At 68.3% G+C, this 25619-nt stretch carries 22 protein-coding genes; 10 read left to right on the top strand and 12 right to left on the bottom strand.

What is annotated here, in order from left to right:
* Positions 1-198 precede the first annotated feature (198 nt).
* From AC0Z36_RS10040 to AC0Z36_RS10030, 3 genes are all read right to left on the bottom strand, one after another.
* Positions 199-573 carry a Rieske 2Fe-2S domain-containing protein gene (locus tag AC0Z36_RS10040; protein WP_485462407.1) on the bottom strand — a complete coding sequence of 125 codons (375 nt, stop codon included), beginning with the start codon at positions 571-573 and terminating at the stop codon, positions 199-201.
* Positions 561-1979 carry an iron-containing redox enzyme family protein gene (locus tag AC0Z36_RS10035; protein WP_485462406.1) on the bottom strand — a complete coding sequence of 473 codons (1419 nt, stop codon included), beginning with the start codon at positions 1977-1979 and terminating at the stop codon, positions 561-563. Before AC0Z36_RS10035 ends, AC0Z36_RS10040 begins: the two co-directional genes overlap by 13 nt.
* 70 nt (positions 1980-2049) lie before the next feature.
* Positions 2050-3135, bottom strand: a complete 1086-nt coding sequence (locus AC0Z36_RS10030) for a 50S ribosomal protein L11 methyltransferase (protein ID WP_485462405.1) — start codon at positions 3133-3135, stop codon at positions 2050-2052.
* 774 nt (positions 3136-3909) lie between these two features.
* Here AC0Z36_RS10030 and AC0Z36_RS10025 point away from each other — a divergent pair.
* The gene (locus tag AC0Z36_RS10025) at positions 3910-5619 is read left to right on the top strand and encodes a sensor histidine kinase (RefSeq protein ID WP_485462404.1); all 1710 of its coding nucleotides are present in this window, start codon (positions 3910-3912) and stop codon (positions 5617-5619) included.
* 236 nt (positions 5620-5855) lie between these two features.
* Here AC0Z36_RS10025 and AC0Z36_RS10020 read toward each other — a convergent pair whose 3' ends face one another.
* The 3 genes from AC0Z36_RS10020 to AC0Z36_RS10010 form a co-directional block, all read right to left on the bottom strand.
* The gene (locus tag AC0Z36_RS10020) at positions 5856-6359 is read right to left on the bottom strand and encodes a dihydrofolate reductase (protein ID WP_485462403.1); all 504 of its coding nucleotides are present in this window, start codon (positions 6357-6359) and stop codon (positions 5856-5858) included.
* Positions 6356-7153, bottom strand: coding sequence for a thymidylate synthase (locus tag AC0Z36_RS10015; protein ID WP_485462402.1), 798 nt, complete (start codon positions 7151-7153; stop codon positions 6356-6358). Before AC0Z36_RS10015 ends, AC0Z36_RS10020 begins: the two co-directional genes overlap by 4 nt.
* A gap of 880 nt (positions 7154-8033) precedes the next feature.
* A complete protein-coding gene (locus tag AC0Z36_RS10010; protein WP_485462401.1) occupies positions 8034-9452 on the bottom strand; it encodes a DHA2 family efflux MFS transporter permease subunit in 1419 nt (472 codons plus the stop codon).
* Positions 9453-9617: 165 nt separating this feature from the next.
* Here AC0Z36_RS10010 and AC0Z36_RS10005 point away from each other — a divergent pair, with 165 nt between their 5' ends.
* The 5 genes from AC0Z36_RS10005 to AC0Z36_RS09985 all read left to right on the top strand — a co-directional run bounded on the left by AC0Z36_RS10005 (position 9618) and on the right by AC0Z36_RS09985 (position 15143).
* Positions 9618-10310, top strand: coding sequence for a TetR/AcrR family transcriptional regulator (locus AC0Z36_RS10005; RefSeq protein ID WP_485462400.1), 693 nt, complete (start codon positions 9618-9620; stop codon positions 10308-10310).
* Between the two features lie 253 nt (positions 10311-10563).
* Entirely contained in the window at positions 10564-11262 is a 699-nt protein-coding gene (locus AC0Z36_RS10000; RefSeq protein WP_485462399.1) for a class I SAM-dependent methyltransferase, read from the top strand.
* A 611-nt stretch (positions 11263-11873) separates the two neighbouring features.
* On the top strand, positions 11874-13244 hold the full coding sequence (gad, locus tag AC0Z36_RS09995) for a glutamate decarboxylase (RefSeq protein WP_485462398.1): 1371 nt from the start codon (positions 11874-11876) through the stop codon (positions 13242-13244).
* Positions 13245-13375: 131 nt separating this feature from the next.
* A complete protein-coding gene (locus AC0Z36_RS09990) occupies positions 13376-13807 on the top strand; it encodes a YciI family protein (protein ID WP_485462397.1) in 432 nt (143 codons plus the stop codon).
* A 34-nt stretch (positions 13808-13841) separates the two neighbouring features.
* Positions 13842-15143, top strand: a complete 1302-nt coding sequence (locus tag AC0Z36_RS09985; protein WP_485462396.1) for an RNA polymerase sigma factor — start codon at positions 13842-13844, stop codon at positions 15141-15143.
* A gap of 85 nt (positions 15144-15228) precedes the next feature.
* Here the strand turns inward: AC0Z36_RS09985 and AC0Z36_RS09980 are convergent, their stop codons facing one another.
* Positions 15229-16110 (bottom strand): NAD(P)-dependent oxidoreductase, encoded by an 882-nt coding sequence (locus AC0Z36_RS09980; protein ID WP_485462395.1) that lies wholly within the window; start codon positions 16108-16110, stop codon positions 15229-15231.
* 114 nt (positions 16111-16224) lie between these two features.
* Here AC0Z36_RS09980 and AC0Z36_RS09975 point away from each other — a divergent pair, with 114 nt between their 5' ends.
* Entirely contained in the window at positions 16225-16584 is a 360-nt protein-coding gene (locus AC0Z36_RS09975) for a winged helix-turn-helix transcriptional regulator (protein ID WP_485462394.1), read from the top strand.
* Between the two features lie 150 nt (positions 16585-16734).
* Here the strand turns inward: AC0Z36_RS09975 and AC0Z36_RS09970 are convergent, their stop codons facing one another.
* The 3 genes from AC0Z36_RS09970 to AC0Z36_RS09960 all read right to left on the bottom strand — a co-directional run bounded on the left by AC0Z36_RS09970 (position 16735) and on the right by AC0Z36_RS09960 (position 20286).
* Positions 16735-17190 carry a TetR-like C-terminal domain-containing protein gene (locus tag AC0Z36_RS09970; RefSeq protein ID WP_485462393.1) on the bottom strand — a complete coding sequence of 152 codons (456 nt, stop codon included), beginning with the start codon at positions 17188-17190 and terminating at the stop codon, positions 16735-16737.
* Positions 17191-17203: 13 nt separating this feature from the next.
* On the bottom strand, positions 17204-17764 hold the full coding sequence (locus AC0Z36_RS09965; RefSeq protein WP_485462392.1) for a cysteine hydrolase family protein: 561 nt from the start codon (positions 17762-17764) through the stop codon (positions 17204-17206).
* 113 nt (positions 17765-17877) lie between these two features.
* Positions 17878-20286, bottom strand: coding sequence for an ATP-binding cassette domain-containing protein (locus AC0Z36_RS09960; protein ID WP_485462391.1), 2409 nt, complete (start codon positions 20284-20286; stop codon positions 17878-17880).
* Positions 20287-20720: 434 nt separating this feature from the next.
* On the opposite strand from AC0Z36_RS09960, the gene pdxR reads away from it, so the two are divergent.
* The 3 genes from pdxR to AC0Z36_RS09945 all read left to right on the top strand — a co-directional run bounded on the left by pdxR (position 20721) and on the right by AC0Z36_RS09945 (position 23459).
* Positions 20721-22175 carry a MocR-like pyridoxine biosynthesis transcription factor PdxR gene (gene pdxR, locus AC0Z36_RS09955; RefSeq protein WP_485462390.1) on the top strand — a complete coding sequence of 485 codons (1455 nt, stop codon included), beginning with the start codon at positions 20721-20723 and terminating at the stop codon, positions 22173-22175.
* A 152-nt stretch (positions 22176-22327) separates the two neighbouring features.
* A complete protein-coding gene (locus AC0Z36_RS09950; protein WP_485462389.1) occupies positions 22328-22828 on the top strand; it encodes a methylated-DNA--[protein]-cysteine S-methyltransferase in 501 nt (166 codons plus the stop codon).
* Positions 22829-22847: 19 nt separating this feature from the next.
* Positions 22848-23459, top strand: a complete 612-nt coding sequence (locus AC0Z36_RS09945) for a DNA-3-methyladenine glycosylase I (RefSeq protein WP_485462388.1) — start codon at positions 22848-22850, stop codon at positions 23457-23459.
* An 81-nt stretch (positions 23460-23540) separates the two neighbouring features.
* Here the strand turns inward: AC0Z36_RS09945 and AC0Z36_RS09940 are convergent, their stop codons facing one another.
* Positions 23541-24761, bottom strand: a complete 1221-nt coding sequence (locus tag AC0Z36_RS09940) for a cytochrome P450 (RefSeq protein ID WP_485462387.1) — start codon at positions 24759-24761, stop codon at positions 23541-23543.
* Positions 24751-25503, bottom strand: a complete 753-nt coding sequence (locus tag AC0Z36_RS09935) for a cyclodityrosine synthase (protein WP_485462386.1) — start codon at positions 25501-25503, stop codon at positions 24751-24753. The genes AC0Z36_RS09940 and AC0Z36_RS09935 overlap by 11 nt, the downstream gene beginning before the upstream one ends.
* Between the last annotated feature and the right edge of the window lie 116 nt (positions 25504-25619).

Genomic DNA, 25619 nt, shown 5'->3' with positions numbered 1-25619 from the left:
ACGGCTGGTCCCTAACAACCGAACACGGGGATTCGGGGTGCCCCCCACATGGGCCCCCACCCCGGGTTCGGGGCCAGGGGTGGGGCGGGGGCGCCGGGGGCCGGGCCCGGCCCCCGCGGCGCACGCGCCGCCACTTGTAGAACACCGGTGCGGCCCAGGCCGTTGCACCGCTGGGCGGCGGGCGTTTCCGGGGTGGGATCAGACCGCCGCACCCGGACGGGTGAGCGCGGCCGACAGCGGCCGGTACTCACGGCTCGTCCCGCCGCACCCGGCGGTGGGGGCCGTCAGGCCGCGGGCGGGACGGTCGGGGAAGACCGCGGTGACCCGGTTCCCGGTCCGTACGGCCGGGACTTGGGCCCGGAGCCGCGCCGCGGACGTCTTCCGGTCGTGCCAGGGGCAGATGAGCCGGCTGGCGTCCGGCGTCACACCGGCCAGGTGCAGCGGGCCGCCGCGGTGGGGGCACTGGGCACTCATCACGAAGCCGCGGCCGTCGACCGTGGCGTACACGTAGGCCGTGCCGGCGACGACCACGCAGTTCACCTGCCCCGCGACAGGGAAACTCACGACAGGCATGTGCGGTAATCCCCCACCGAGTGGATCTCGTAGACGCACTCCTCGGACAGAATGTCGGCGCCGTGCAGCCGGTTGCGCCGGATGACGACTCCCTCTCCGGCCTCCAGCGTCAGCGACGAGCCGAGCCCGCTCTCGAAGCGCATGGTGCCGGACACGATGTGGCAGAGCTCGTCGCCCTCGTGGCAGTGGGTGTTCGACAGTTCGTTGAACGGCTCGACCAGGTGCGCCACCGGCGCCTCCACCCGGCCTTCCTTGATGGCCTCGTAGACGGGACCGTGCAGTTTCTTGAGCTCCGGCTGGTCGTCCATCCAGGCGATCTGCGCGACGAAGTCCGTGTCGGCGACCTCCACGAGCGCCCGGTACTCTTCGATGCCGCGGACGATCTCGGGGATGATCCCCTCGCCGTGGGCTTCGATCAGCGGCGCGATGATCTTCTCGCGTGCCATCCGGCCGTGGTGCTGGTCGATGTGGACGTGCTCGGTGAAGTACGTGGTGTCGACGGAGTCGCCGAAGACGCCGTGCAGCAGCCGGTCGGCACGCCGGCAGAAGTCGACCAGCGAACTCTCGGTGAAGAACAGGGCGCCGATGTAGCGGAAGAACAGTTCGTGGTTCTTTCCCAGGTAGTGGAAGTAGTTGTTCAGCAGCAGGCTGCTGTTGAGGTAGTACTGCCAGTACCTGTGGAGATCGGACTCCAGGCCGACGGACTCCAGCGTCCGCTCGAACAGGGTGCTGTGCTTGGTGTCGTGCACGCCGTAGCCGTACTCGTCGATGACGACCTTGAACCACTCGGACTGGACCGGGCCGTAGTAGCCGAGGACGTTACGTATCATCGGCGACGCCTCGGACAGGAAGTCGGGGGCGAACTGCACCAGCCACATGCGGGCGGCGCGCGCGGGGTCGGTGGAGCCGGTGACGGCCTCCTCGACCGGTGACAGCTCTTCGCCGCCGCCCATGTCCAGCGAGTCGAGGTAACTGTCCAGGCTCGCCTTGGTCCACTTCCCGGACGTCTCGACCTCGTCGTCGAGGAAACCGAATGCGTACCGCTCCAGGGCCGGGCGTATCCGCTCCCCGAGCGCCCGGTTGGCCGGGCTGTAGAACGCGTGGAAGTCCTCCTCCTTGCCCTTGAGTCCGGACTTGGGGAAGAACACCAGGTCCGCCTCGTAGACGGAGGTGAGCAGGCGCTGCACGGTCAGGCTCGTGTAGTCGAGGATGTTCTCCCGGCCCGGCACCTTGTCGAAGTCGAGGTGCGGAAGCACCTGCGGGCGCAGCTGGCGCCGGTAGGGGTTGTCGTTGTTCTGCCAGTCCCGGTTGTCGAGGAAGACCGGGTTCGTGGCGTACTGCACGATGGCGTCGCGCAGTTCGGTGCCGCTGAGCGCGAACGGGACGTGCTGCGGTACGTGACTCATTGCGTGCTCCTTGGTCCGGATCGGAAGAGGTACGGCCAGCAGGGCGGGGTGGGCATGCCGGCGGTGTCGGTCAGACGTGCACGCTGAGGGCGAAGTCGCTCCACCGGAGCCGGAGGGGGACCGTCTCACCCGCCTTCACCTGAACGGGCTTCTCCAGCGGGACCCACCCCTGCATCCAGTGCGACCGGGTGTTCTCCGGGGAGTTCGCCAGCGTGGTGCCGACCTCCATGTCCAGCTCGAACCATACGACCAGGGCGTGTGCCTCCCCGTCGGCGCTCGCGGCGAGGTCGACCTGGCGTTCGCACGGCTCCAGGGGGTCCTCGGTCAGGTCGAACTCCACGACCGTGGCAGCCTCGGACAGGAACCGGTGGGGCCAGGTGTTGAGGCGCACTGGGAAATGACCCCGGGTGGACAGTGCGTTCATGAGCGAGACGTCGAAGCCGTCGGCCGTCGTGACCTGGTTGAGCCGCAGGATGTCCTCGCTGCTGACGAGACGGCCGAGGATCCGGGCCGCGGAAGGGAACATGACCCCGCCGGGCTTCAGCAGATGCCGGCGCGCATGCCGGATCGACGGCAGCAGGCCCTCGCCGATGAGCCCGCAGTCGACGATCTCCGAGACCAGCACGTCCACCGGGCCGTCGAGGTCACGACCCACCTCCAGCGCGGTGGACGGCTTTCCGATCACTGTGATGACGTCGCTGAACCCGTGGGCGTCGACCACCTGTCGGGCCACCTCCGCGAGCAGCGGATTCATCTCGCAGGTGATCACTCGCGCCGCGCCCGCCCGGGCCGCCGCCATGGCGAGCAGCCCGCTCCCCGAGCCGATGTCCAGCACGGTCGCCCCGGCCGGGATGCCGCGCGCCAGGACGTCGGCCAGGGCGTCGTTGCGCGCGGTGTCGTTCAGCATCGCGAAATGCCAGCGGGGAACGGTTCTGCGCGCGATCCGCGCGAAGACCTCGGAGTCGGTGGACACACCCCCCGCCGGCGCCGTGAGCAGCGCGGACGCCTGCTCGGCGATGTCGTTCATCTCCTGCGCCAGCGACTGCAGCGACGCCGTGATCAGGCGGTGCTGCGAGCTGTTGAGCCACAGGCTCGGACCGTCGGGTTTGGGATCGTGCCCTGATGTCGTGACCTGTGCGCCCTGGACCTGCTGCATATTCGCCACCACTCCTCACGTTGAACGGCCGGATCAACCGTGGTGCACGGCAGACCTTCAAGATCGACGCTCCGTCGCAAGGCGACCGTACGGAAGCCCGATGGTGCGGAACTCCAGCGGCACTCCAGTCCGAGCGGCGGTTCTGCCGGGCGCGGCCCCCCGCGCGGGGGCGTTGACCTGCGGGAACGCGGGCGCCGCCGATCCGCTGGAAGGAGGCGGCAGAAAACTAGACACCGTACTGGTTGGTTCTGCCGCTGTCGGCGCGTTCGACGGACCGGGGCGGCGAGGGGGGAAGGCTCATGCGCCACCGCCCGGCGTTACGTCGACTATCCGGTGAGCAGTTGGCAGGTCGAAGCCCGGTGACGGGCAGAACAGGGCCGCGCTGAAGGCGGCCCGCTGCCAACCATGACGGCCCCTCAGCTAGGACAGTTTCTGGCCTATACGGCCTCTGGTGTCGTGTTGGGCACCGGAAGAACCGGATCGTGCGGAAGCACCGGCGGCACAGCCGCTCCACCCACTCCACCACCCGGTTCCAGCCGCTCCACCCGGTTCCAGCCGGGGGAGCGGGGCCGGCGAAGCAGGTCACCGTACGGTCGGCATCGCGGTCCGCAACCACAAAACCACCCGGACCATCCGTAAGGTTGGCCGGTTCCCCCTTCCGGTGGCTGCGGGGCGAACGACTAGCCTGGGCCCTGACGCCACGGTGGACCGAAGCGGTGAGCACCGGAAACCATCCGGTGCGGTGTCGCTTACAGCGGGCGGACGGGGAGAGACATGTCCGAGAAGCCGACACCGCATCTTCCGCTGCCGCGTATGCGCCTGGATGAACTGCTCGACGAGTTGCAGACGCACGTCGGAGTGGTCCGGGCCACCCGGGACCGTGTGCACAACCTCCTCGAGGCCGTGCTCGCGGTCGGCGGCGACCTGGACCTGGAGACTGTGCTGCGGCGGATCGTCGAATCCGCGGTGACGCTGGTCGACGCCGAGTACGGCGCGTTGGGTGTGATCGGCGACGAGGACGGCCTGGCCCGCTTCCTGACCGTCGGCATGGACGAGGTGACGATCGCCGGCATCGGGCCCTACCCGGCTGGCCAGGGCATCCTGGGGCTGGTCATCCGGGAACCGCAGCCGTTGCGGCTGCACGACTTGAACGTCCATGAGGACTCGTACGGCTTCCCGCCCGGGCACCCCCCGATGCGCACCTTCCTGGGTGTCCCCATCCAGACCCGCGACAAGGTGTACGGCAACATCTACCTGACCGAGAAGCGTGGCGGGATGGACTTCGACGACGAGGACGAAGCGCTGCTGCGCGCGCTGGCCGCGGCGGCGGGGGTCGCCATCGACAACGCCCGCCTGTACGACGAGGCGCGGCACCGCGAACGCTGGCTCTCGGCGAGTTCGGAACTGACCCGCAGCCTCCTGTCCGGCGACGACCCCGGCGATGTCCTGCGGGCTTTCACCGCGACGGCGCGGGAGATGGCCTCCGCCGACCTGGTGACCGTACTGGCGCCCGTGCCGGACACCGCGGACCTCGTCGTCGCGGCAGCCGACGGTGACCGGGCCGACCAGCTGAACGGGTTGATCCTGGCCCGCGGTTCGGTCCTCGCCGACAAGGTCTACAGCTCAGGGGAGGTTTTTGTCAGCCAGGACGTCCGGACGGACCCCCAGGCTGAGGGGTCCATGGTCGCCGCACTGGGGCTGGGCCCGGTCTTCATAGCGCCGCTGGGGACCAGAGGGCACATCCGGGGTGTCCTGCAGGTGGCCAACAACGCCGGCGGGCCTGATTTCCCGGAAGCCGTCGTACGGATGGTCGCCGGGTTCGCCGACCACGCCGCGCTGGCCCTGGAGATCGCCGAACGCCGCCGCGACGCCGAGCTCCTGACCGTCTTCCAGGACCGCGACAGGATCGCCCGGGACCTGCACGACATGGCCATCCAGCGGTTGTTCGCCACCGGGATGACGCTGCAGAGCGCGCTGCCGCAGATCACCAGCCCGTCGGCGGCCGAACGGGTGACCCGCGCCGTCGACGACCTGGACGAGACCATCAAGGTCATCCGGTCCACGATCTTCTCCCTCAAGGCCCGTGACCGCAGCGGCGGTACGGGTCTGCGCACCCGGATCCTGCGTGAGTCGGACGAGGCGACCGCCGCCCTGGGCTTCGGTCCGGCGCTGCGGCTCAACGGACTGCTGGACACCCTCGTCCCTGACTCGCTCGCCGACGATGTGATCGCTGTACTGCGCGAGGGCCTGTCCAACATCGTCCAGCACGCCGCCGCCACCCGGGCCGAGGTCTCAGCCGAGGTCGCCGACGGCGGGCTGACCCTGCGGATCACCGACGACGGGACCGGGATCCCCGCGACGCTTGTCCGGCGCAGTGGTCTGGACAACCTCCTCGGCCGGGCGCAGGCCGTCGGCGGGACCTGCACCGTCGAACGGGCCGCCGTCGGCGGCACGGTGGTGCTGTGGACGGTTCCGTTGCCGTGAATGACTTATTTTCCAGATCTTTCTCCATACGCGTACCAAGGTGAATCCGTAGAGCTGGTCAAGGGTGGCCGGCTCGCAAAGTATTACGCTTCGCCGTACCGCCTCGTGCCAGGGCGGTTTCCCTGCGCGGAAACTCCGCGCACAGCTTCCGGCGAACCGGCAGCTGTGCGCGCTTGACCTGCGCGTTTGAGCACGGGAGCCAGTTCAGAAGTTGATCAGGGTTGTGGGGTTGACTATCACCGCTCGTATGTGCGGATGCGGTAACGCAGCCCGGACGTCGAGAACTTCCAGCCTTTGTCCTCGGTGACTTTCCAACTCGCGTCCGGTGTCGGCGCGTAGGTGTCGCCGTCCACCGTCGAGTCGACTTCAGTCACCGAAAGCGTCGTGGCATTTCCCAGGGCCGCACGGTAGATTTCCCCGCCGCCGATCACCCATGCCGCAGCGGAGGCGGTCGGCTCCAACGACTCGGCTGCGAGTTCCAAAGCCTCGGCGACGGACCCGGCACGTTCCGCGCCTTCGGCCACCCAGTGCGGATCGCGCGTCACCACGATGTTGCGCCTGCCGGTCAGCGGGCGGAACCGAGGGGGCAGCGAATCCCATGTTTTGCGCCCCATCACCACCGGATGGCCAAGGGTGGTTGCCTTGAAATGCGCCAGATCCTCAGGCAGTCGCCACGGAACCGCGTTGCCCGCGCCGATCACGCCATCGAGGGTCTGCGCCCAGATCAGCCCGACGTTCACACCGCGACCGGGGCTTTGATGGCCGGGTGGTGCCGGTAGTCGAGCACTTCCACATCGGAGTAGGCGTAGTCGAAAAGCGAGTCCGCCTGGCGCAGACGCAGCCCGGGGAACTCGAACGGAGTGCGCGAGAGCTGCTCTGTCACCTGCTCGATGTGGTTGTCGTAGATGTGGCAGTCACCGCCGGTCCAGATGAAGTCGCCCGGCTTGAGGCCGGCCTGCTGCGCCACCATGTGGGTGAGCAGGGCGTAGCTGGCGATGTTGAACGGGACGCCGAGGAACAGGTCCGCGCTGCGCTGGTACAGCTGGCAGGAGAGCCTGCCGTCGGCGACGTAGAACTGGAAGAAGGCATGACACGGCGCGAGTGCCATCTTGGTCAGCTCGCCGACGTTCCAGGCGGAGACGATCATCCGGCGGGAGTCCGGGTCGCGGCGCAGGGTGTCCAGAACATCGCTGATCTGGTCGATGTGCCTGCCGTCAGGGGTGGGCCAGGTGCGCCACTGCGTACCGTAGACCGGGCCGAGTTCACCGTTCGTGTCGGCCCATTCGTCCCAGATGGTGACGCCGTGCTCATGTAGCCAGCCGACGTTCGAGTCGCCGCGCAGGAACCACAGCAGTTCGTACACGATGGACCTGAGGTGCACCTTTTTGGTGGTGACCAGCGGGAACCCCCGTGAGAGGTCGTAGCGTAGTTGGTGCCCGAAGACACTTCGGGTGCCGGTTCCCGTCCGGTCGGCTTTGGCCGTCCCGGAGGTGAGTACCAGTTGCAACAGGTCTTCGTACTGGGTGTCCGCCACAGCCGTTGAGTCTACTGGTCTAGCTACAAGACGCACTCGACAGGTCATGTCTCCGCTGTGTGTCAGGGCATCGGTGTGCGGCTCTCAGTGAATCTGGGCGCAATGGTACTGGCGGGTAGATATTTTGGCACGCACCCTTGCCCGGGTCCGGAGGCAGGACCGGACCCCCGAGCACAGGGGTCGGTTCGGCAGTCACGTTCGGCGGTGGCAGGCCGATTCTTGGAGTTCTTCCTAGGTCACCCGCTTCCTGGCCCGCTGCGAAGCTCAACCAGCGCGCCCACGCCGGTTTCGGGGCATTCCCCCGACCCCTTTTTTTCACCCACTTTCGTCACAGCGGACTAAGTGACGAATCAGATTACATAGCGGGAATTATGTTGCATCTGAAAGATCTGCGAATAATGCGACTTTTGACCGTTTTGCCACATCTCCAGGTCTTTGATGTATAGACGTTAACGGTAATTCGTTAATGAAGGCACAAGGATCCTTAGCGGACCCCGGCCAAGGGCGGCCAAGGACCCGTGGGCCCTCCTGCGAGCCTCGACCCCGGGAACGGCAATGCCGGAACATGACGACACACCCGTCCTCGACCGCCTGGTCCATGAGCCGGCCAGGCTCGCGATCCTGACCGTCCTGTCGGCGGTGCACTCCGCCGACTTCCTTTTCCTACAGCGCGCCACTGGGAGCAGCTGGAGCGGTTGCGGAACTTCCCACGACGCGAGTAGCTGCCGAGCCGTACCCGGGTCGTCACCATCGCCGCCATCGGTTGCCGCTTCGCGGCCGGCCGAGCCTGCTCCGGAGCTGCGCGGAAGAGACCCCGCCGCCCCGACGCGCTAACAGAGGCGTCGCGGGCGGCGGGGTCGCCGTACAAAAGGTTCGGCCTTCAGCTCACTCGGCGGAGCACCGTCGCGGCCACCAGTGCGGCGGCGGCCAGGAGAGCTGCGCACAGTGTCAGCCCCAGCGCGTAGCCGCTGTTGAGGGCGTCGGGGGTGACTGCGTCGCCCGTGCGGTTGTGTGCCACGGTGCCGAGTGCCGCCAGGCCGAGGGACGCGCCGATCTGGCGGGAGCTGGCGAGGAGGCCCGAGGCGGTGCCGGCCTCCTCCGGCGCTACGCCGATCGTGGCGAGGGAGACGATCGGCGCGAGGCACAGTCCGAAGCCCACACTGGCGACGATGGACGGGCCGAGCGCGTCCGTGACGTAGGAGCCGTCGGCGCTGATCTGGCCGAACCAGGCGAATCCGGCGGCGGTCACCAGTGCGCCGATGATCAGGAGTGTGCGCGGCGGGTAGCGGTAGCCGAGCTTGACGGCCACCACGGATCCCGCGACGACGCCGAGGGCGAACGGCAGGAACTGGAGTCCGGCCAACGCCGGACCACTTCCGAGGACCCGCTGCATGTAGAGGGAGGCGAAGTAGAAGGACGAGGCCATCGCCGCGCCGACAAGCAGGTTGTACGCGTTGGCTCCCGCGACGGCTCGGTTCGTGAACAGGCCGAGCCGGACGAGCGGGTCGCGGGTGGTGGTCCGCTCGACGTGAAGGAACGCGGCGAGCAGCACGACGGAGACGGCCAGGGTGGTCAGGGTCACCGCTGAGCTCCATCCGTGCTGGTCCGCACGTACGACACCGAACACCAGCAGCGTCAGCCCCGCCGTTGCCAGCACCGCGCCCAGGACATCGGGACGGCTGTCGCGCGCCGGGGGCGCACCGTCGACGATGCCCCGCAGTGCCATGAGCAGCGCCACTGCGGCCATCGGCACGTTCACGAACATGACCCAGCGCCAGCTGGCGTACTCCGTCAGCACACCGCCGATCAGTACGCCGAACGCCGCTCCGGCCGCGTTCACCGCACTCCACACACCGAACGCCTTCACCCGCTCCCTGCCGCTGGGGAACGTCGACGTCAGCAGCGCCAGCGCGGCCGGTGCCAGCGCGGCGGCCCCGATGCCCTGGGCGACGCGGGCGGCGACCAGGTGGCCGGGTTCCTGCGCGAAGCCGCCGAGGAGCGAGGCGACGCCGAACACTCCGAGTCCGAGTAACAAGAGCCGTTTGCGGCCGTAGCGGTCGGCGGCCTTGCCGCCCAGCAGGAGCAGTCCGCCGAAGGTGAGCGCGTACGCGTGGATGACCCAGGTCAGGCCCACCGGGCTGAAGCCGAGGCCGGAGGCGATCTGCGGCAGACCGACGTTCACGATCGACAGGTCCAGCGAAACCATGAACTGTACGACGGCCACCACGGCGAGGGTGACCCCGGGCCTGGCCGCCCTGCCCGCGACTGGCCCCGGGTGTGCTTTTTCCTTGATTGACATGGCAGTTCGGTCCTCTCGGCCTGGGATGAGGTTACTTTCGGAACATGTTCCAAAAGTAACCGCGAAACCTCGCCGCTGTCGAGACGTCAGAGAAGAATCCCGCTGTCCGCACATTGCCGCGCCGCCACGTGGCGGCCACCGGAAAGCCGCGGGCATGATGGGGCGATGCCCCGCTCCAGTACGTCAAACGGCCGCACCGGCCGGCCTCCGGTGACCTCGCGCGCGCAGATCCTCGTCGCGGCCCGGCAGATCATCGACCGGGACGGCTGGGAGAAGCTGACCGTCCGCCGCCTGGCCGCGGAACTCGGCATCGGGACGACGACGCTCTACCACCACGTACGCGACCGGGAAGACCTGCTCGTCCAGCTGCTCGACGAATACATCGGGCAGAGCCCGCAGCCCGACCTGCCCGACGACCCACGGGAACGCATCATCGTGGCGACCTCCGCGATGCACGACACGCTTGCCGCGTGGCCCTGGGCGGCGGAGACCCTGACCACCGACGGCTTCCTCGGCCGCGTCGGCGAACCAGCCCTGCTGGCGGTCGAATCCATCCTCGCCGGAGCGGTCGACTACGGGTGCACCCACGACCAGGCCGTCGTCATCTTCCGCAGCCTCTGGTATTACACCGTCGGTGAAATCCTGGTCCGCTCCCACTCCGCCAGCCTGGACTCCGGCATCAGCCGGTTCACCGACAGCGATGTCGCCGACTTCACCGCCAGACTGGACCCGGACCGGCTGCCGAACCTCGCCGCGATCGGCGTCCGATGGTCGGTGGTCAGCGCCCAGGACACCTATCCGCCGGCGCTGGAAGCCTTCGTCGACGGGCTGCTGGCGCAGGCCACGGCGGCCCGGTAATCAGCGGGCAGCCGCGACCCGGCCCTGGGTGGGAAGCTCCAGCACACGCGGATCAGTTCCGGCGGAACCCGTATCGACCTGGCACGGGAGAATTCCATCCTGGCCCGGTGCGTAGCGGTGACCAGCAACCTGCTCAACCTGCGGGTGAGTCAGATCAACGGCTGTGGCGTCTGCGCCGACACATGCACTCCCGCGATCTGAAGAAGGCGGGCGAGTCGGATACGCCGAGCTACTCGCCGAGTACTACACCTGGATGCTGGGCGGCGACGTCCAGGCAGCAGCCACGGGACAAGCCGAACTCCTGCACGACCTGGGCATACACCCGCAGTCTGCGGCGGACATCGCCATCGACCTCGGGTGCGGTCCCGGGGTGCAGTCGCTGGCACTGGCACGTCTCGGCTTTTCCCTGGTGATAGCCGTTGACACGAGTCTGCGACTGCTCAGGGAACTCGCGGAGTACGCGCAGGGCGTCCCCGCGATCCGCACCCTACAGGGGGACATCCGTGACGTACTTCCGACAGTGACCGGGCCCGGAACCGCCGCGGTGATCGTGTGCATGGGCGACACCTTGCCCCACCTGCCCGCCAGGGCCGACGTGCAGGCGCTGCTCAAGGATGTCGTCGACGCGCTCCGCCCGGGCGGACACTTCGTTGTCACCTACCGCGACCTCACCAGGGAACTCCAGGGCGCCGACCGTTTCATCTCCGTACGCGAAACCGACGACCAGCTGCTCACCTGCTTCCTGGAATATCTCGACGACGACACTGTGCTGGTCCACGACGTGCTCAACACTCGTTCGCAGAACGGCTGGAAGCTCCAGGTCGGCAGTTATCCCAAACTGCGGCTGGCTCGGCAGTGGCTGGCCGAGCAGTGCCGTACGGCTGGTCTTGAGATCCAGCACGACACCATCGGGCCACGGGGGATGCAGGTCCTCCACGCCGTCAAGCTCTGACGGCACCGGCGCGCAGGACCCATCGAATCGGCGAGGAGTGCTTCGTGTTCGGGGTCGACTCCGTCGCCGTGGCTCACGATCGGGTCGGGCATGCGCTCGCCCATGAAATCCTCACGCCGTGACCGGCGGGACCGCAGCATGTCGAGGCATACCCGCCCGACGAGCCGAGCATCCGGTAGGCCACCGACCGCAGTTGGGGCCGGTTGGCCTCGAACCGCGGAGAAGAATCATGGAAGCACGTATGGGCAACCCCGCGGTCATCCTGCCCGGCGCGATGAAGGCCCTGGTGGGCATGAACGAACCGGTGGCGGCGGCCGGGCTGACCCGGTTCCGGACGACGTCTGGAGCGATGCGGCCGACCACTACACCGAGCAGGAACTGGCCGCGCTGCTCTTCTCGATCGCCACGATCAACGTCTGGAACCGGCTCAACGCCGCCACCCGGCAGATCGCGGGCGCCTGGGGCTGAGTCGGCCAGGCCCGGGTGCGGTCAGACGAGGTCCACGCCGGGCCCCGGTGCCCGCAGATCCACTGCCCGCACCGGGGCGTAGTCCTCCCGGTCCGGGGAACACGCAGGTGGCCGCGCGTTTCCACCCTCCGAAAGGCCCGTAGATGTCGGACGACGACCTTGAGCTGAACCCCCTGTTCACCCGCCCGGGGGAGGCCAGGTCCGTCCCGCGCTACCAGCTGCCCGACGGGCCGATGCTGCCGGAGACCGCCTACCAGGTGGTGCACGACGAGGCGATGCTCGACGGGAACGCGCGGTTGAACCTGGCGACGTTCGTCGGGACGTGGATGGATCCGCACGCGTCCCGGCTCTACAGCGAGTCGTTCGACAAGAACATCGTCGACAAGGACGAGTACCCCAAGACCGCGGACATCGAGGACCGCTGCTGGAAGATCCTCGCATCGCTGTGGAACGCCCCCGACCCGACCGGGACGATCGGCACGTCGACGACCGGGTCGTCCGAAGGCTGCATGCTCGGCGGTCTTGCGCTCAAGCGGCGCTGGCAGCACGCCCGGCGGGCGGCGGGCAAACCCACGGACCGGCCGAACCTCATCATGAGTTCGGCGGTGCAGGTCGTGTGGGAGAAGTTCTGCAACTACTGGGACGTCGAGGCGCGCTACGTGCCGATTTCCGAGGAACACCCGATGCTGGACGGCTCGGCCCTGGCGTCGGTCGTGGACGAGAACACCATCGGTGTCGTCGCGATCATGGGTGTCACGTACACCGGGATGTACGAGCCGGTGCGGGAGATCGCCGCCGCACTCGACCGGATCCAGCGGGACACCGGCCTTGACGTGCCCATCCACGTGGACGGGGCGTCGGGCGCGATGGTCGCCCCGTTCCTCCAGCCGGACCTGGTGTGGGACTTCCGCCTGGAGCGGGTGCACTCCATCAACACCTCAGGGCACAAGTACGGTCTGGTCTACCCGGGTCTGGGCTGGGTGGTGTGGCGCAGCCGTGACCTGCTGCCCGAGGACCTCGTGTTCAACGTCAGCTATCTGGGCGGCGACATGCCCACGTTCGGCCTCAACTTCTCCCGCCCCGGGGCGCAGATCCTGTTGCAGTACTACCAGTTCCTGCGCCTGGGCTGGGGCGGCTACCGCACGGTGCAGCAGGGTTGCCAGGACGTCGCACGTTTCCTCGCGGAGGGGGTCGGGGCGATGGAAGCGTTCGAGCTGTGGAACGACGGGTCGGACATCCCGGTGTTCGCGTGGCGGCAGGCGCGGGGGCATACGAAGGACTGGACGTTGTACGACCTGTCGGAGCGGCTTCGTATGCGGGGCTGGCTTGTCCCGGCCTACCCGATGCCCGACAACCTGGCGGACATGACGGTGCAGCGGATCGTCGTACGGAACGGTTTGAGCATGGACCTGGCCGGCGGTCTGCTGGCGGACATCGTCACGGAGACGCGGTACCTGGAGCGACTGTCCGGGCCGCTGCCGGCGGAGGAGCCGCGGACGGCGTTCCACCACTGATCCGTACGACTGGAAAAGATTTTTGAAGAAAAAACCTCCGACTGTGTCGATCCTCGGGGTGCCCGTTCGACGCACTGGCAGCAGGCCGGATCCGGCAGGCGGGTCCGTACCGGAATCCAGGGAGACACCCCATGCGTTTCATGATGATCGTCCACGGCAACGACGAGTCCGAAGCCGGTGTCATGCCGCCGCCGGAGCTGTTCGAGGCGATGGGCCGGTACAACGAGGAACTGGTCAAGGCCGGTGTGCTGCTTGCCGTCGACGGGCTGGCCCCGACGTCCAAGGGCGCGCTGGTGAAGTTCTCCGGTGGTAGGGCAACCGTGGTCGACGGCCCGTTCGCCGAGACCAAGGAGCTGATCGCCGGGTTCTGGATCATCCAGGTGAAGTCGAAGGCGGAGGCCGTCGAGTGGGCCTCGCGCGCGCCGTTCGGTGACGGCGGGGAGTTGGTGGTGCGGCAGATCGCCGAGCTGGAGGACATCCCTGACGAGGCGATGCCCGAGGGTGCCCGCGAGCGTGTGCAGAGGCTGCGCGCTGAGGTCGGGCGGCAGACCGGAAAGGCATAACAGCCGGACGGTCGGTGTGCTCTGATGTCGTGTTGTGACGGCATCAGACACCCACCGGGCGGTCGACGCGGTCTGGCGGATCGAGTCGGCCCGGCTCATCGCCGGGCTGACCCGGCTCGTACGCGACGTCGGCCTGGCCGAGGAACTCGCCCAGGACGCCCTGGTCGCGGCGTTGGAGCAGTGGCCTGAGCAGGGCGTTCCGCGGAATCCGGGGGCCTGGCTGATGACTGTGGCCAAGCGGCGGGGGATCGATCTGATCCGCCGTGAGCGGCGGTACTGCGAGAAACTGGAAGGGATCGGGCACGGTCTTGGGACCGGTCAGCGAGAGGTCGTCCCCGGTACCCCCGACGAGGGGGAGATCGGGGACGACCTCCTTCGTCTGGTGTTCATCGCCTGCCACCCCGTCCTGTCGACGCGGGCACGGGTCGCGTTGACGCTGCGGCTCCTGGGCGGGTTGACCACGGATGAGATCGCGCGGGCGTACCTGGTCGAGGAGCCCACGGTGGCGCAGCGGATCGTGCGGGCGAAGAAGACCCTCGCCGACAAGCGGGTGCCGTTCGAGGTTCCGCGGGGCTTGGAGTTGACCGACCGTTTGTCCTCCGTACTCGAGGTTGTTTATCTGATCTTCAATGAGGGTTATGCGGCGACGGCCGGGGACGACTGGATGCGCCCTGAGCTGTGTCAGGAGGCTATGCGGCTCGGCCGGGTGCTGGTCGGGCTGATGCCGGGGGAGCCTGAGGTGCACGGTCTGGTGTCGTTGCTGGAGATCCAGGCGTCGCGGATGGCGGCGCGTACGGGTCCTTCGGGTGAACCCGTACTGCTCCTTGCCCAGGACCGCGGCCGGTGGGACCGCCTGCTGGTGCGACGTGGCCTGGCGGCGCTGGCGAAAGCGGAGTCGCTGGGCGGCCCGTCCGGGCCCTACACGCTGCAGGCGTCGATCGCTGCGTGTCATGCGCGGGCCCGGACGGCCGACGAGACCGATTGGGTACGGATCGCCGCGCTGTACGCAGGGCTCGCACAGTTGCTCCCGTCCCCTGTCGTCGAGCTGAACCGGGCGGTCGCTGTGTCGATGGCTTTCGGCCCGGAGCCCGGGCTTGCGGTGGTGGACGCGCTGGTCGCTGAGGGGTCGTTGGACGGTTATCACCTTTTGCCGAGCGTACGGGGGGACTTGCTGTTCAGGCTTGCCCGTTTTGCCGAGGCGAAGGGTGAGTTCGAGTGCGCGGCGGCCCTCACCCGCAACGGCCGGGAGCGGGCGCTGCTGCTGGGCCGGGCGGCTGAGGCCGGGGTGCTGGGGCAGGCGGGTGCTGAACGAAAGACACTGAACGAAAGGCACTGAACGGACAGGGCCCCGGCTTTCGCCGGGGCCCTGTTCTTGTCCTTATATATAGGGGGTCCTGTACGGGTTGGGAGTATGTGAGGTTTTATCCCTGTTTGCGCAGGAGCTCGACAACGCTGGAGAAGCTGCTGGCACCGTGCCCCCCGGCGACGGTGGCACCGGTGATCTTCTTGACGGCCTCCAGGACGCTCGCGTCGATGCCACGGGTGTGGCTCGCGTGGATGACGTGCGCGATCGCGGTGTCCTCCATGGCGAGGTTGTCCTGGTCGCCGGGGTGCTCGCCCGCGTCCACGTTGGCCGCCGACGCGGCCATGATGTCGGGCATGATGTCGACGATCCCCCTGGCGAAGGGCAGGAACTCCGCCGCCGTGGCGCCGTCTGTTCCGGCCAGGGCGAAGGCCTGCATGATCCCGGCGAAGCTGGAGAAGAAGAAGCCGAGCATCGACAGGTCGAACAGGGCGGCCTTGCCGGGGTCGGTGCCCAGGAACGGGGCGTTGCCGGCCATGGCTTTCAGCGTCTCCTCGTGGGCCCCGAAGGCGGACTGCGAGCCGCTGTAGAGGATCAGGCCGACCGGCAGTCCGATGACCGGGGTCGGCACCATGACGGCACCGTCGATGTAGTCGATACCGTGCCCGGCCGCCCACTGGGCCGCCTGTCGGGCCCGCTCGGGGACGTCGGAGGTGAGGTTGACGAGCGTCTTGCCGGACAGTGCGCCGCCCAGGGGTGCGAGGACCGCGTCGCTGACGTCGTAGTCGATCAGGGACACGACGACCAGCGGGCTCGCCGCCACCGCTTCTGCCGCGGTCGCGGCGTTTGTGGCACCGAGCGCGACCAGCGCGTCAGCCTTGCCCGGCGTCCGGTTCCAGACCGTCGTACGGTAGCCCGCCTTCACGAAGGCGCCGGCGAGTGCCTGCCCCATCGAGCCGAGGCCGATGACCGTTACCGCGGTGTTGTTCTCGGTTGTCATCACATTTCCCTTGCTTGAAAGTTCGTGTCCTGCGTGGTGTTGTTGATCCTCGTCGCTGACTGATGAACCATCAAGTACCTACAATTAAGTCAGGTACTTACCTATAGGTAAGAAATGGAGAGGCCTGTGAAGAGCGGCCCGTACAGCTGTGGACTCGACGCCGCCGTGGACGTGATCGGCGGCAAGTGGAAGGCGCTCATCCTGTGGGCGCTGCACTACGAGCCGGTCCGCTTCGGGGAGCTGAAGCGCAAGGTGGCGGGGATCAGCGAGAAGATCCTGATCCAGCAGCTGCGTGACATGGAGGAGCGGGGCATCGTGCACCGTGAGGTGTACCACCAGGTCCCGCCGAAGGTGGAGTACTCCCTGACCCCGCTGGGCCAGACGCTCAACGAGGTGCTGCTGCCGCTGGGGGACTGGGGCGAGGAGAACATGGACACGCTCGTGGCTTCGCGCGAGACGCGCAACGCGGCCTGACCGATCGTCACGTGGCTTGCCGCACAGCTTGGCGAACGGTTTGCCGCACAGCTTGGCGAACGGTTTGGCGCATTGTTTGGCACGCCGCCCGCGTACCGGCTGGTTCAGGTCGGCCGCGGGCGGCGGTTCTTCCGCACGGCGACTACGCGGTCACGGTCGCAGACCGTCCAGCGCCGTCTCGACGACACTGTCGGCGTACGCGTGGGTGAGCGGGCCGCTGCGCAGCATCCGCCGGCTCTGCACGGTGCCGAACAACATTTCGACGGCGATGTCGAGGTCGGTGCCCGCGGCGATCTGCCCGGCGTCCCGGGCGCTGCGCAGCCGGGCTTTCTTGATCTCATTCGTCGGCGCTTCGAGGTGCCTGGTGTATTCGGCCGCGAGCGCCGGGTCGTGCTGGATCTCGGCGGCCAGGGCGCGCATGGGCGCGTCGTAGCGGGGGTTGTTGAGTTCGTCGACGACGGTGCGGAGGACCAGCTTCAGGTCGGCTTCGAGGTCGCCGGTGCCGTAGAAGGCCCCGGGGTTGTCGGCACGGACCACGGCGGGGGACCCTGACTTGCTGACGCGGACCACGATCCGGGTGCCGCACACGGTGGCCTCCGCCGGCACGGCGGCGCGTCCGTTACGGTGCGATGGACTTGAGCCAGTCCTCGACCGTGATGACGTCTGCCTGCCTCGGGAAAAGGTTCCCGGTGAGGATCCGGTGCACCTCGGGGTCGGTGTCGAGGCAGGCGTCCGCCAGGACGGTGAGCCCGAAGTCCAGGTCGGCGGCCTGGCACAGGGTGAACAGCACGACACCACTCGTGGCGATGCCGGTGAGTACGAGGCTGTCGACATCGCGGGCCCTGAGGACCAGGTCGAGGTCACTGCCGGAGAACGCGCTCGCGCGCCTCTTGGTGACCACGGTGTCGCCCTGCCGGGGTGCGACATCGGGGTGGATCTCAGTGCCCGATCCGTCCGCGGCGAAGAGGCCGGACCGCGCAAGGGTGATGAGCGCCTTGTTGCGCGTACCGGCTTCCGGTTGGTCCGGGCGTAGTCCGACGACCACGTAGATCACGGGGATACCGGCCGACCGGGCGCCGTCGACCGCGCCGCGCAGGCGCTGCAAGTATCCGGAACCGTCGCCGACGCGGTCCACGATGGCCTGCTGGACGTCCATCACGAGGAGGGCACTCTTCGCCATGTCTGCTCTCTCCTTCGGGTCGGCCGGCCCGTCCGGTCCGGCGTGTCCGGGTCAGCCGGCCTGTCCGGTCCGGCGTGGTGGCACCGGCTTTGACACTACCGGGCCCCGCCCCGTCACGGCCGGGTCAATCCCGCGTAGGCGGCGAGGTGTTCGCCGGTGAGGGTGGTGTGGTCGGCGATGAGGTCGGCGGGTGTGCCCTCGAAGACGATCCGGCCGCCGTCGTGACCGGCGCCGGGGCCCAGGTCGATGATCCAGTCGGCGTGTGCCATGACCGCCTGGTGGTGCTCGATGACGATGACCGACTTGCCGGAGTCGACGAGCCGGTCGAGCAGGCCGAGCAGTTGCTCGACGTCGGCGAGGTGGAGGCCGGTGGTCGGCTCGTCGAGGACGTAGACGCCGCCCTTCCCGGCCATGTGGGTGGCCAGCTTGAGCCGCTGCCGCTCGCCGCCGGACAGCGTAGTGAGCGGCTGGCCGAGGCTGAGGTAGCCGAGCCCGACGTCGGCGAGCCGCCCGAGGACAGCGTGCGCGGCCGGAGTGCGCGCCTCACCGGCGCCGAAGAACTCCTCGGCCTCGGTCACCGACATCGCGAGCACCTCGCTGATGTCGCGGCCGCCGAGATGGTAGTCCAGCACCGACGCCTGGTACCGCTTTCCCTCGCATTCCTCGCAGACGGTCGCGACGCCGGCCATCATCGCCAAGTCCGTGTAGATGACGCCGACGCCGCTACAGCCGGGGCAGGCACCCTCGGAGTTCGCGCTGAACAGCGCCGGCTTCACGCCGTTGGCCTTAGCGAACGCCTTGCGGACCGGGTCGAGCAGTCCGGTGTACGTCGCCGGACTGCTCCGCCGCGAGCCGCGGATCGCGCTCTGGTCCATCGACACCACGCCCGCGCCGGCGGCCGCTGAACTGTTGACCAGCGACCCTTGCACGAGTGAGCTCTTGCCGGAACCGGCGACACCGGTGACGACGACGAGCACCCCGAGCGGGATGTCGACGTCCACGTCGCGCAGATTGTGCGCCGTCGCGCCGCGGATCTCCAGCGCGCCGGTGGGCGTCCGCACCGTCTCCTTGGGTGCGGTCCGGTCGTTGAGATGGCGGCCGGTCACGGTGCCGCTGGCCTGCAACCCTTCGACGGTGCCCGCGAAGCAGACGGTGCCGCCCGCCGTACCGGCGCCGGGGCCGAGGTCGACGACGTGGTCGGCGATCGCGATCGTCTCCGGCTCGTGCTCCACGACGAGCACTGTGTTGCCTTTGTCCCGCAGCCGCAGCAACAGGTCGTTCATCCGCTGGATGTCATGGGGGTGCAGGCCCGTGGTGGGCTCGTCGAAGACGTAGGTGACGTCGGTGAGCGAGGAGCCGAGGTGGCGGATCATCTTGGCCCGCTGCGCCTCGCCGCCCGAGAGCGTGCCCGACGGGCGGTCGAGGCTGAGGTAGCCGAGCCCGATCTCGACGAACGAGTCGAGGGTCCCGCCCAGGGACGCGAGCAGGGGCGCGACCGAGGGTTCGTCCAGACCGCGCACCCACCCGGCGAGGTCGCTGATCTGCATCGCGGAGGCGTCGGCGATGTTGATCCCCTTGATCTTCGACGACCGGGCCCCCGCGCTGAGCCGGGTGCCGGCGCAGTCGGGGCACACGGTGAACGTCACCGCCCGCCCCACGAACGCCCGGATGTGCGGCTGCAGCGCGTCGACGTCCTTGGCCAGCATCGACTTCTGGATCTTCGGGATCACGCCCTCGTACGTCAGGTTGATGCCGTCGACCTTGATCTTGGTCGGTTCCTTGTAGAGCAGGTCGTGGAGCTCCTTCTTGGTGAACTCGCGGATCGGCTTGTCCGCGTCGAAGAAGCCGCAGCCGCTGAAGATGCGGCCGAACCAGCCGTCGCTGCTGTAGCCGGGGATCGTGAGCGCACCCTCGTTGAGCGATTTACTGTCGTCGTACAGCGCGGACAGGTCGAAGTCGGTCACCGAGCCCCGGCCCTCGCAGCGCGGGCACATGCCGCCGGTGATGCTGAATTCGCGACGCTCCTGCACGGTCCGGCCGGCGCGCTCCAGGGTGACCGCGCCCGCTCCGCTGATCGAGGCGACGTTGAAGGAGAACGCCTTGGGCGAGCCGATGTGCGGCTGCCCGAGCCGGCTGAAGAGGATGCGCAGCATCGCGTTGGCGTCGGTGGCGGTGCCGACGGTGGAGCGGGCGTCGGCACCCATCCGCTGCTGGTCGACGATGATCGCGGTCGTCAGCCCTTCGAGCACGTCGACTTCGGGTCGGGACAGCGTCGGCATGAAGCCCTGCACGAAGGCGCTGTAAGTCTCGTTGATCAGCCGCTGCGAGTCCGCGGCGATCGTGCCGAACACCAGGGAGCTCTTGCCCGAGCCGGAGACACCGGTGAACACCGTCAGCCGGCGTTTCGGGATTTCGACGCTGACGTCCTTGAGGTTGTTCACGCGCGCGCCGTGCACACGGATCAGACCGTGGCTGTCGGCGATGTGCGGCGCCTGCGCGTCCGTCCTGGTGGTTTTGCTCATCGGGTCTCCGTCTGTCCGGCGGGGCCGCGTGTGCGGTCCCGGTCTTCGTCGCCTGGCTCGATCTGACCAGATTCAAGCAGTACGTCTGGTTCTTTTTCCAGCCCCGGCCGGGATGTCAGGCCGACCAGCGGAGGTCGGTGCTCATCAGTCCTGGAGCAGCCCCAGGACGTTGCCGTCGAGGTCGGTGCCGGTGGGCGACTGCGTCGTGCAGTTCCCGGACGATGCGCAGCCGTTCGTCAGGCATGCGGAAATCTGCTATGTGATGACATGTCAGCTGATGGCATGTCACTTGATGTCAAGGAGCGCCGCGATCGCCGGTCCGAACGCCCCGCCCAGTTGGTAGCAGAGGTTGAACAGACCGAGCGGTGGAGTTCTCAGGCAAGGTCAGGACCCCAACCTACGAAGCGGGAAGACCCTCGGTAGGGTGCGTTCTGATGCCGGATTCATGGGTCAATTCAGCGCACCGGGTCGGCACTGACCTGCACCTCGATCTCAGCGGGGCGGGGAGTCGCCGCACCGTGCTGATGCACGCGCTGCGCGAGGCCGTCCGGACAGGACGACTGACCCCGGGCATGGTGCTGCCGCCCTACCGCTCACTGGCGGCCGACCTCGGCATCGCCCGCAACACCGTCGCCGACGCCTACGCCGAGCTCGTCGCCGAAGGCTGGCTGACCGCCCGTCAGGGTTCCGGAACCAGAGTTGCCCGCCGTGCCGAACCCCTGCGGGCGGAGACCGCGGAGAACGATCCCGTACGGGAGACATCGCGAGCGGCGCGGATTCTCTCCGGGCGGTTCCAACCCGTACACGACCTTCGTTCCGGTCTTCCCGACCCGGCGTCCTTCCCGCGTGGTGCGTGGCTCGCCTCGGCCCGGCGGGCGGTGACCGCCGCCCCGAACGACGCCTTCGGGCCCGCCGACCCGCACGGACGTCCTGAGCTGCGTAGCGCCCTGGCCGACTACCTGGCCAGGGCCCGCGGGGTGCGGACCGACCCGGAGCGGATCGTGGTGTGCGCGGGCTACGGCCCCGCGCTGCGGCTGCTCGGGCCGCTGCTGCGCGGCACCGTGGCGGTGGAGGCGTACGGCCTGCCGTTCCACCGCGGCCTGCTCACCGGGGCAGGCCTGCGCACCGTGCCACTGGCGCTCGACGAGCACGGGGCCCGTACGGAAGACCTCTCCGGTACGGACGCGAAGACGGTGCTGCTGACCCCGGCGCACCAGTACCCGACGGGCGGTCCGCTGCATCCGGAGCGGCGCGCGGCCGTCGTCGACTGGGCGCGTGCTAGGGGCGGCCTGGTGGTCGAGGACGACTACGACGGCGAGTTCCGCTACGACCGGCAGCCCGTCGGCGCACTCCAGGGCCTGGACCCGGACCGGGTCGTCTATGTCGGGTCGGTCAGCAAGAGCCTGTCGACGGCGCTGCGCCTGGGCTGGATGGTACTGCCCGAGCACCTGGTGGGGGACGTGCTCGCGGCCAAGGGTGTGCGTGAGCCGTGGACGGGGGTCCTGGACCAGCTGACGCTGGCCGATTTCATCACGTCCGGTGCGTACGACAAGCATCTGCGCGGGATGCGGCTGCGCTACCGGCGGCGGCGCGACCAGTTGGCCGCGATGCTTGCTGAGGGTTTCCCCCAGGTGCGGGTGACGGGGATCGCAGCGGGCCTGCACGCCGTACTCGAACTGCCGCCCGGCACGGAACCGGCCGTCTTCGAATCCGCGACACTGGAGGGCCTGGCCGTTGATCCGCTGGCCGCTTACCGGCACCCGGACAGTCCCATGCCGCTGTACGACGGCCTTGTGGTGGGTTTCGGCGCGCCGCCGGAGCAGGCGTTCAACGCTTCGCTGGTGGCGTTGCGCCGGGCGCTGGCCTCAGTGTTCACCCCCGGGCGGTGAAATCGGGTGGTCTGCCCGACAGCGGGTGGAGCCCTCGGGTAGCCGTCCCGGGTCAACGTGATGTCCGAAATCCGCCAGCTTTGCCGGGCGGACTGTCGCAGGATGGTTCATGCCGGGAGATCCGGCACGGACACCCGGGAAGGTTTGGACCAATGACTGCGCATACGACCTATACGACCTTCGACAGTCCGCTGGGCGAGTTGCTGCTTGTCGGCGGGAACGGCCGTCTCGCTTCACTGTCGATGCCCGGCCAGAAGAACGCAGCCGTCGTACGGGACGACTGGCGGCGGGACTCCGCAGCTTTCGCCGGGCCCGTCGGGCAGTTGCGCGCGTACTTCGCCGGAGAACTGCACGACTTCGACCTGGAGTTCACCACCCACGGGTCGGCGTTCCAGGAGCGGGTGTGGCAGGCGCTGGATGCGATTCCGTACGGGACCACAACGTCGTACGGGGAACTCGCCGCGAAGCTCGGCCTGCCGCGCGCCGACGTGCGGGCCGTGGGCACCGCGATCGGCGCAAACCCGCTCCTGGTGGTGCGCCCGTGCCACCGGGTGGTCGGCGCTGACGGTGCGCTGCGCGGCTACGCGGGCGGTATCCCGCGCAAGGAGCAACTGCTGACGCTCGAAGGCGCGTTGCAGCCCTCGTTGTACTGATCCCTGGAAAGCTTGTGGCATGACCACTATCCCCGAACCGACTGAAGGCGGCCCGGTCGTCGGCACCGACGGCCTGGCCCGTTGCCCCTGGGCGGCGACACACCCGCTGAACCTCGCTTACCACGACACCGAGTGGGGGTTGTCAGTACGCGGTGAGCAGGCATTGTTCGAGCGGATCACGCTGGAAGGTTTCCAGTCGGGACTGAGCTGGCTGACGATCCTGGCCAAACGGTCGGCGTTCCGTACAGCCTTCACGGGCTTCGACGCGGACGCCGTCGCGGCGTTCACCGATGCCGAGCTCGAACGGCTGATGGGTGACGCGGCGATCGTCCGCAACCGCGCGAAGATCAACGCGACGCGGGCGAACGCCCGCGCGGTGGTGGCACTGCGCGGCCATGGCGGGCTTGACGCGTTCCTGTGGTCGCACGCACCCACCGAGACGCCCGCACCGAGGTTTGCGGCGGAGGCGCCCACGAGCACTCCCGCGTCAACGGCGCTGGCGAAGGCACTGCGCGGGCACGGGTTCACCTTCGTCGGCCCGACCACCGCCTACGCGCTGATGTCAGCGGTGGGGATGGTGGACCTGCACCTTGTGGGGTGCCACCGGCGCGGTTCTTCGGGGCTCTACTGAGGCAGGATTCCCGTGTACTCCAGAGGCTGTCTCCGGCTCCTGGGATGCACGGGAATCCTGCTTTCAGCGCTCCACGGTCAGCTACCACATGACGGGGAGCCTTTCGGGCATCCGTTTCATGAACCGGGTCCGCCATACGAGTTGCTCGACGGGGACCGCGAGCCGCAGGTCCGGCATCCGCTCAAGCAGAGTTTCCAGGGCTATCTCCGCGTGCTTCTTGGCCAGCGCGGTGGCGGGGCAGTAGTGCTGGCCGCCGCCGAAGGACAGGTGTGCCACGCTGTTCTCCCGGCCGATGTCCACCGTGTGCGGATCGGCGAACACCTCGGGGTCGAAGTTGGCACCCTCGACGAGGACCAGCAGCAGCTCACCCTTCTTGACCGCCACGTCCCCGAGCGTGACGTCTTCGAGGGCCAATCGCGGCAGGCCGTCGCCGATCGACAGGTTGATCCGCAGCAGCTCATCGACTGCCGCCGGGAGCTTGCTGGGGTCCGCGCGCAGCTCGGCCCGGACCTCGGGGTGCTGGATGAGGGCGAAGGCCGCCATGGTCAGGAACGCCGAGGTTGAGATCACTCCCGCGCCGAACATCGTCACACCGACCGTGGCGAGCATCTCGTCCGTGAGATGGGCGTACTCCGGGTCCAGGCGCAGTGCGGCGATCTCGGCCATCAGCCCGGTGGTGGACGGGTCGTCCAGCCGCTGTGTCATGTATCCCATGTCGCGGTCCCAGTTCAGCTTCGCGCCGCTGACGGGGCAGGCGGAGTTCATGAACGCGATGTCCAGGCTCGCGGCCAGTCTGGGGGCGTCCGCGAGCGGGATGCCGAGGATGCGGCAGTGCAGGGCCTCTGAGTACGGATTGGCGAACTGCGTCCGCAGGTCCGCCGGCGCCCCCTGCGCGAGCAGGTCGTCGACGAGCGCGGACGCGTGCGACCGCATCCACTGCTCCAGGCCGTCGGCCTTGGGGTTGATCGCCTTGAGCACCGCCTTGCGGAGCCCGACCCCGGTGATGTTGCCCATGTTGTTGACGACCTCCGGGGGGATCGTCAACGCGTACTGCCGCGGTACACCCGGCGCCGATGTTTCCTTCAGGCTGAACCGTTTGTCCTCGAGGACCTGCTTGCACAGCGCGTGGGAGGAGACCAGCCACGCCTCGTCGCCGGCGATCGTCCGGACCCGCTTGACGGGCTCCGCGCGCAAGGTCTCTATCTCGTGCGGCAGTTGGTCGCCGCGCGCGGAGAACGGGAAGTCGGGCAGCGTTTCTACGGACGGCAGCGTTTCTACGGACGGCAGCGTTTCAGCGGACACCGGGATCTCCTTGTGCGGGCACGACGACGGCGTGGCCTTGGTTGCGGGAGGCGCGGAGTCCGGACCCGCGCGAGTAGAGGAGTTCAGCCATCGGCAGGAGCTGGTGGTAGCAGTTGAGGGAGGAGGGGACCCCCAGGATGGCGGGAGTGTCCAGGAACAGGGGCGCCTCCGCGCAGACGTAGCGCAGGCACACCTCGCGCTGCCGCTCGGTGGCGGCCTTCCCGGCCAGGACCCGGGAGGAGAGGAAGGAACTCACGAGCGTGTCGCAGGTCCTGCGGAACTCAGCGTCCGTCTCCAGGAGGGTCCAGATGTGGTCGTGGATCCTCCGGTAGGCCGGGTTGCCCTGGAAGTCCGACATGGCGTGGGCTCTGAGCCGCCCGCCCGCGGTGTCTACCGCCTCGACCGCGTTGGTCACTTTGGCCCGCACCCCGCGCAGATTCTTGACCGCCTTGCGTCGGGCGTCATCGGCGGTGTAGCCGACGGCTTCGTACATCTCGGCCACATAGAGGTCGGTGTAGACGAAGTCGACCTGGTCGAAGTGCTCGATGCCCCAGTGGGCCAGGTCGATGATGCGCTGAGCCGAGAAGTAGCTGTTTCCCGGCGAGACGCCGATGACAACGTGATCGCCCTCGGCGCGGATTACCTGGCAGTGCGAGGTGTAGGGCTGGACCTCGAAGACTTCGGTCGCTTTCTCAACCGGTGAGCAGGCCTGAATCGCTAAGAATTCGGTCGCTGTCGTCAACTGAAGCGTGTCCTTGGCGTCGCTAGTCCCAATGGAGCCTTGTGCTCCTGGTGTGGCGACGAGATCAGCAAGTTAGCGTCCGGACACGGACAGTGTCAACGATGCCCAGCCTCTGA

This window comes from Kitasatospora sp. UYEF31, assembly GCF_057291755.1.
This window is presented reverse-complemented; position numbering and strand designations above follow the sequence as displayed.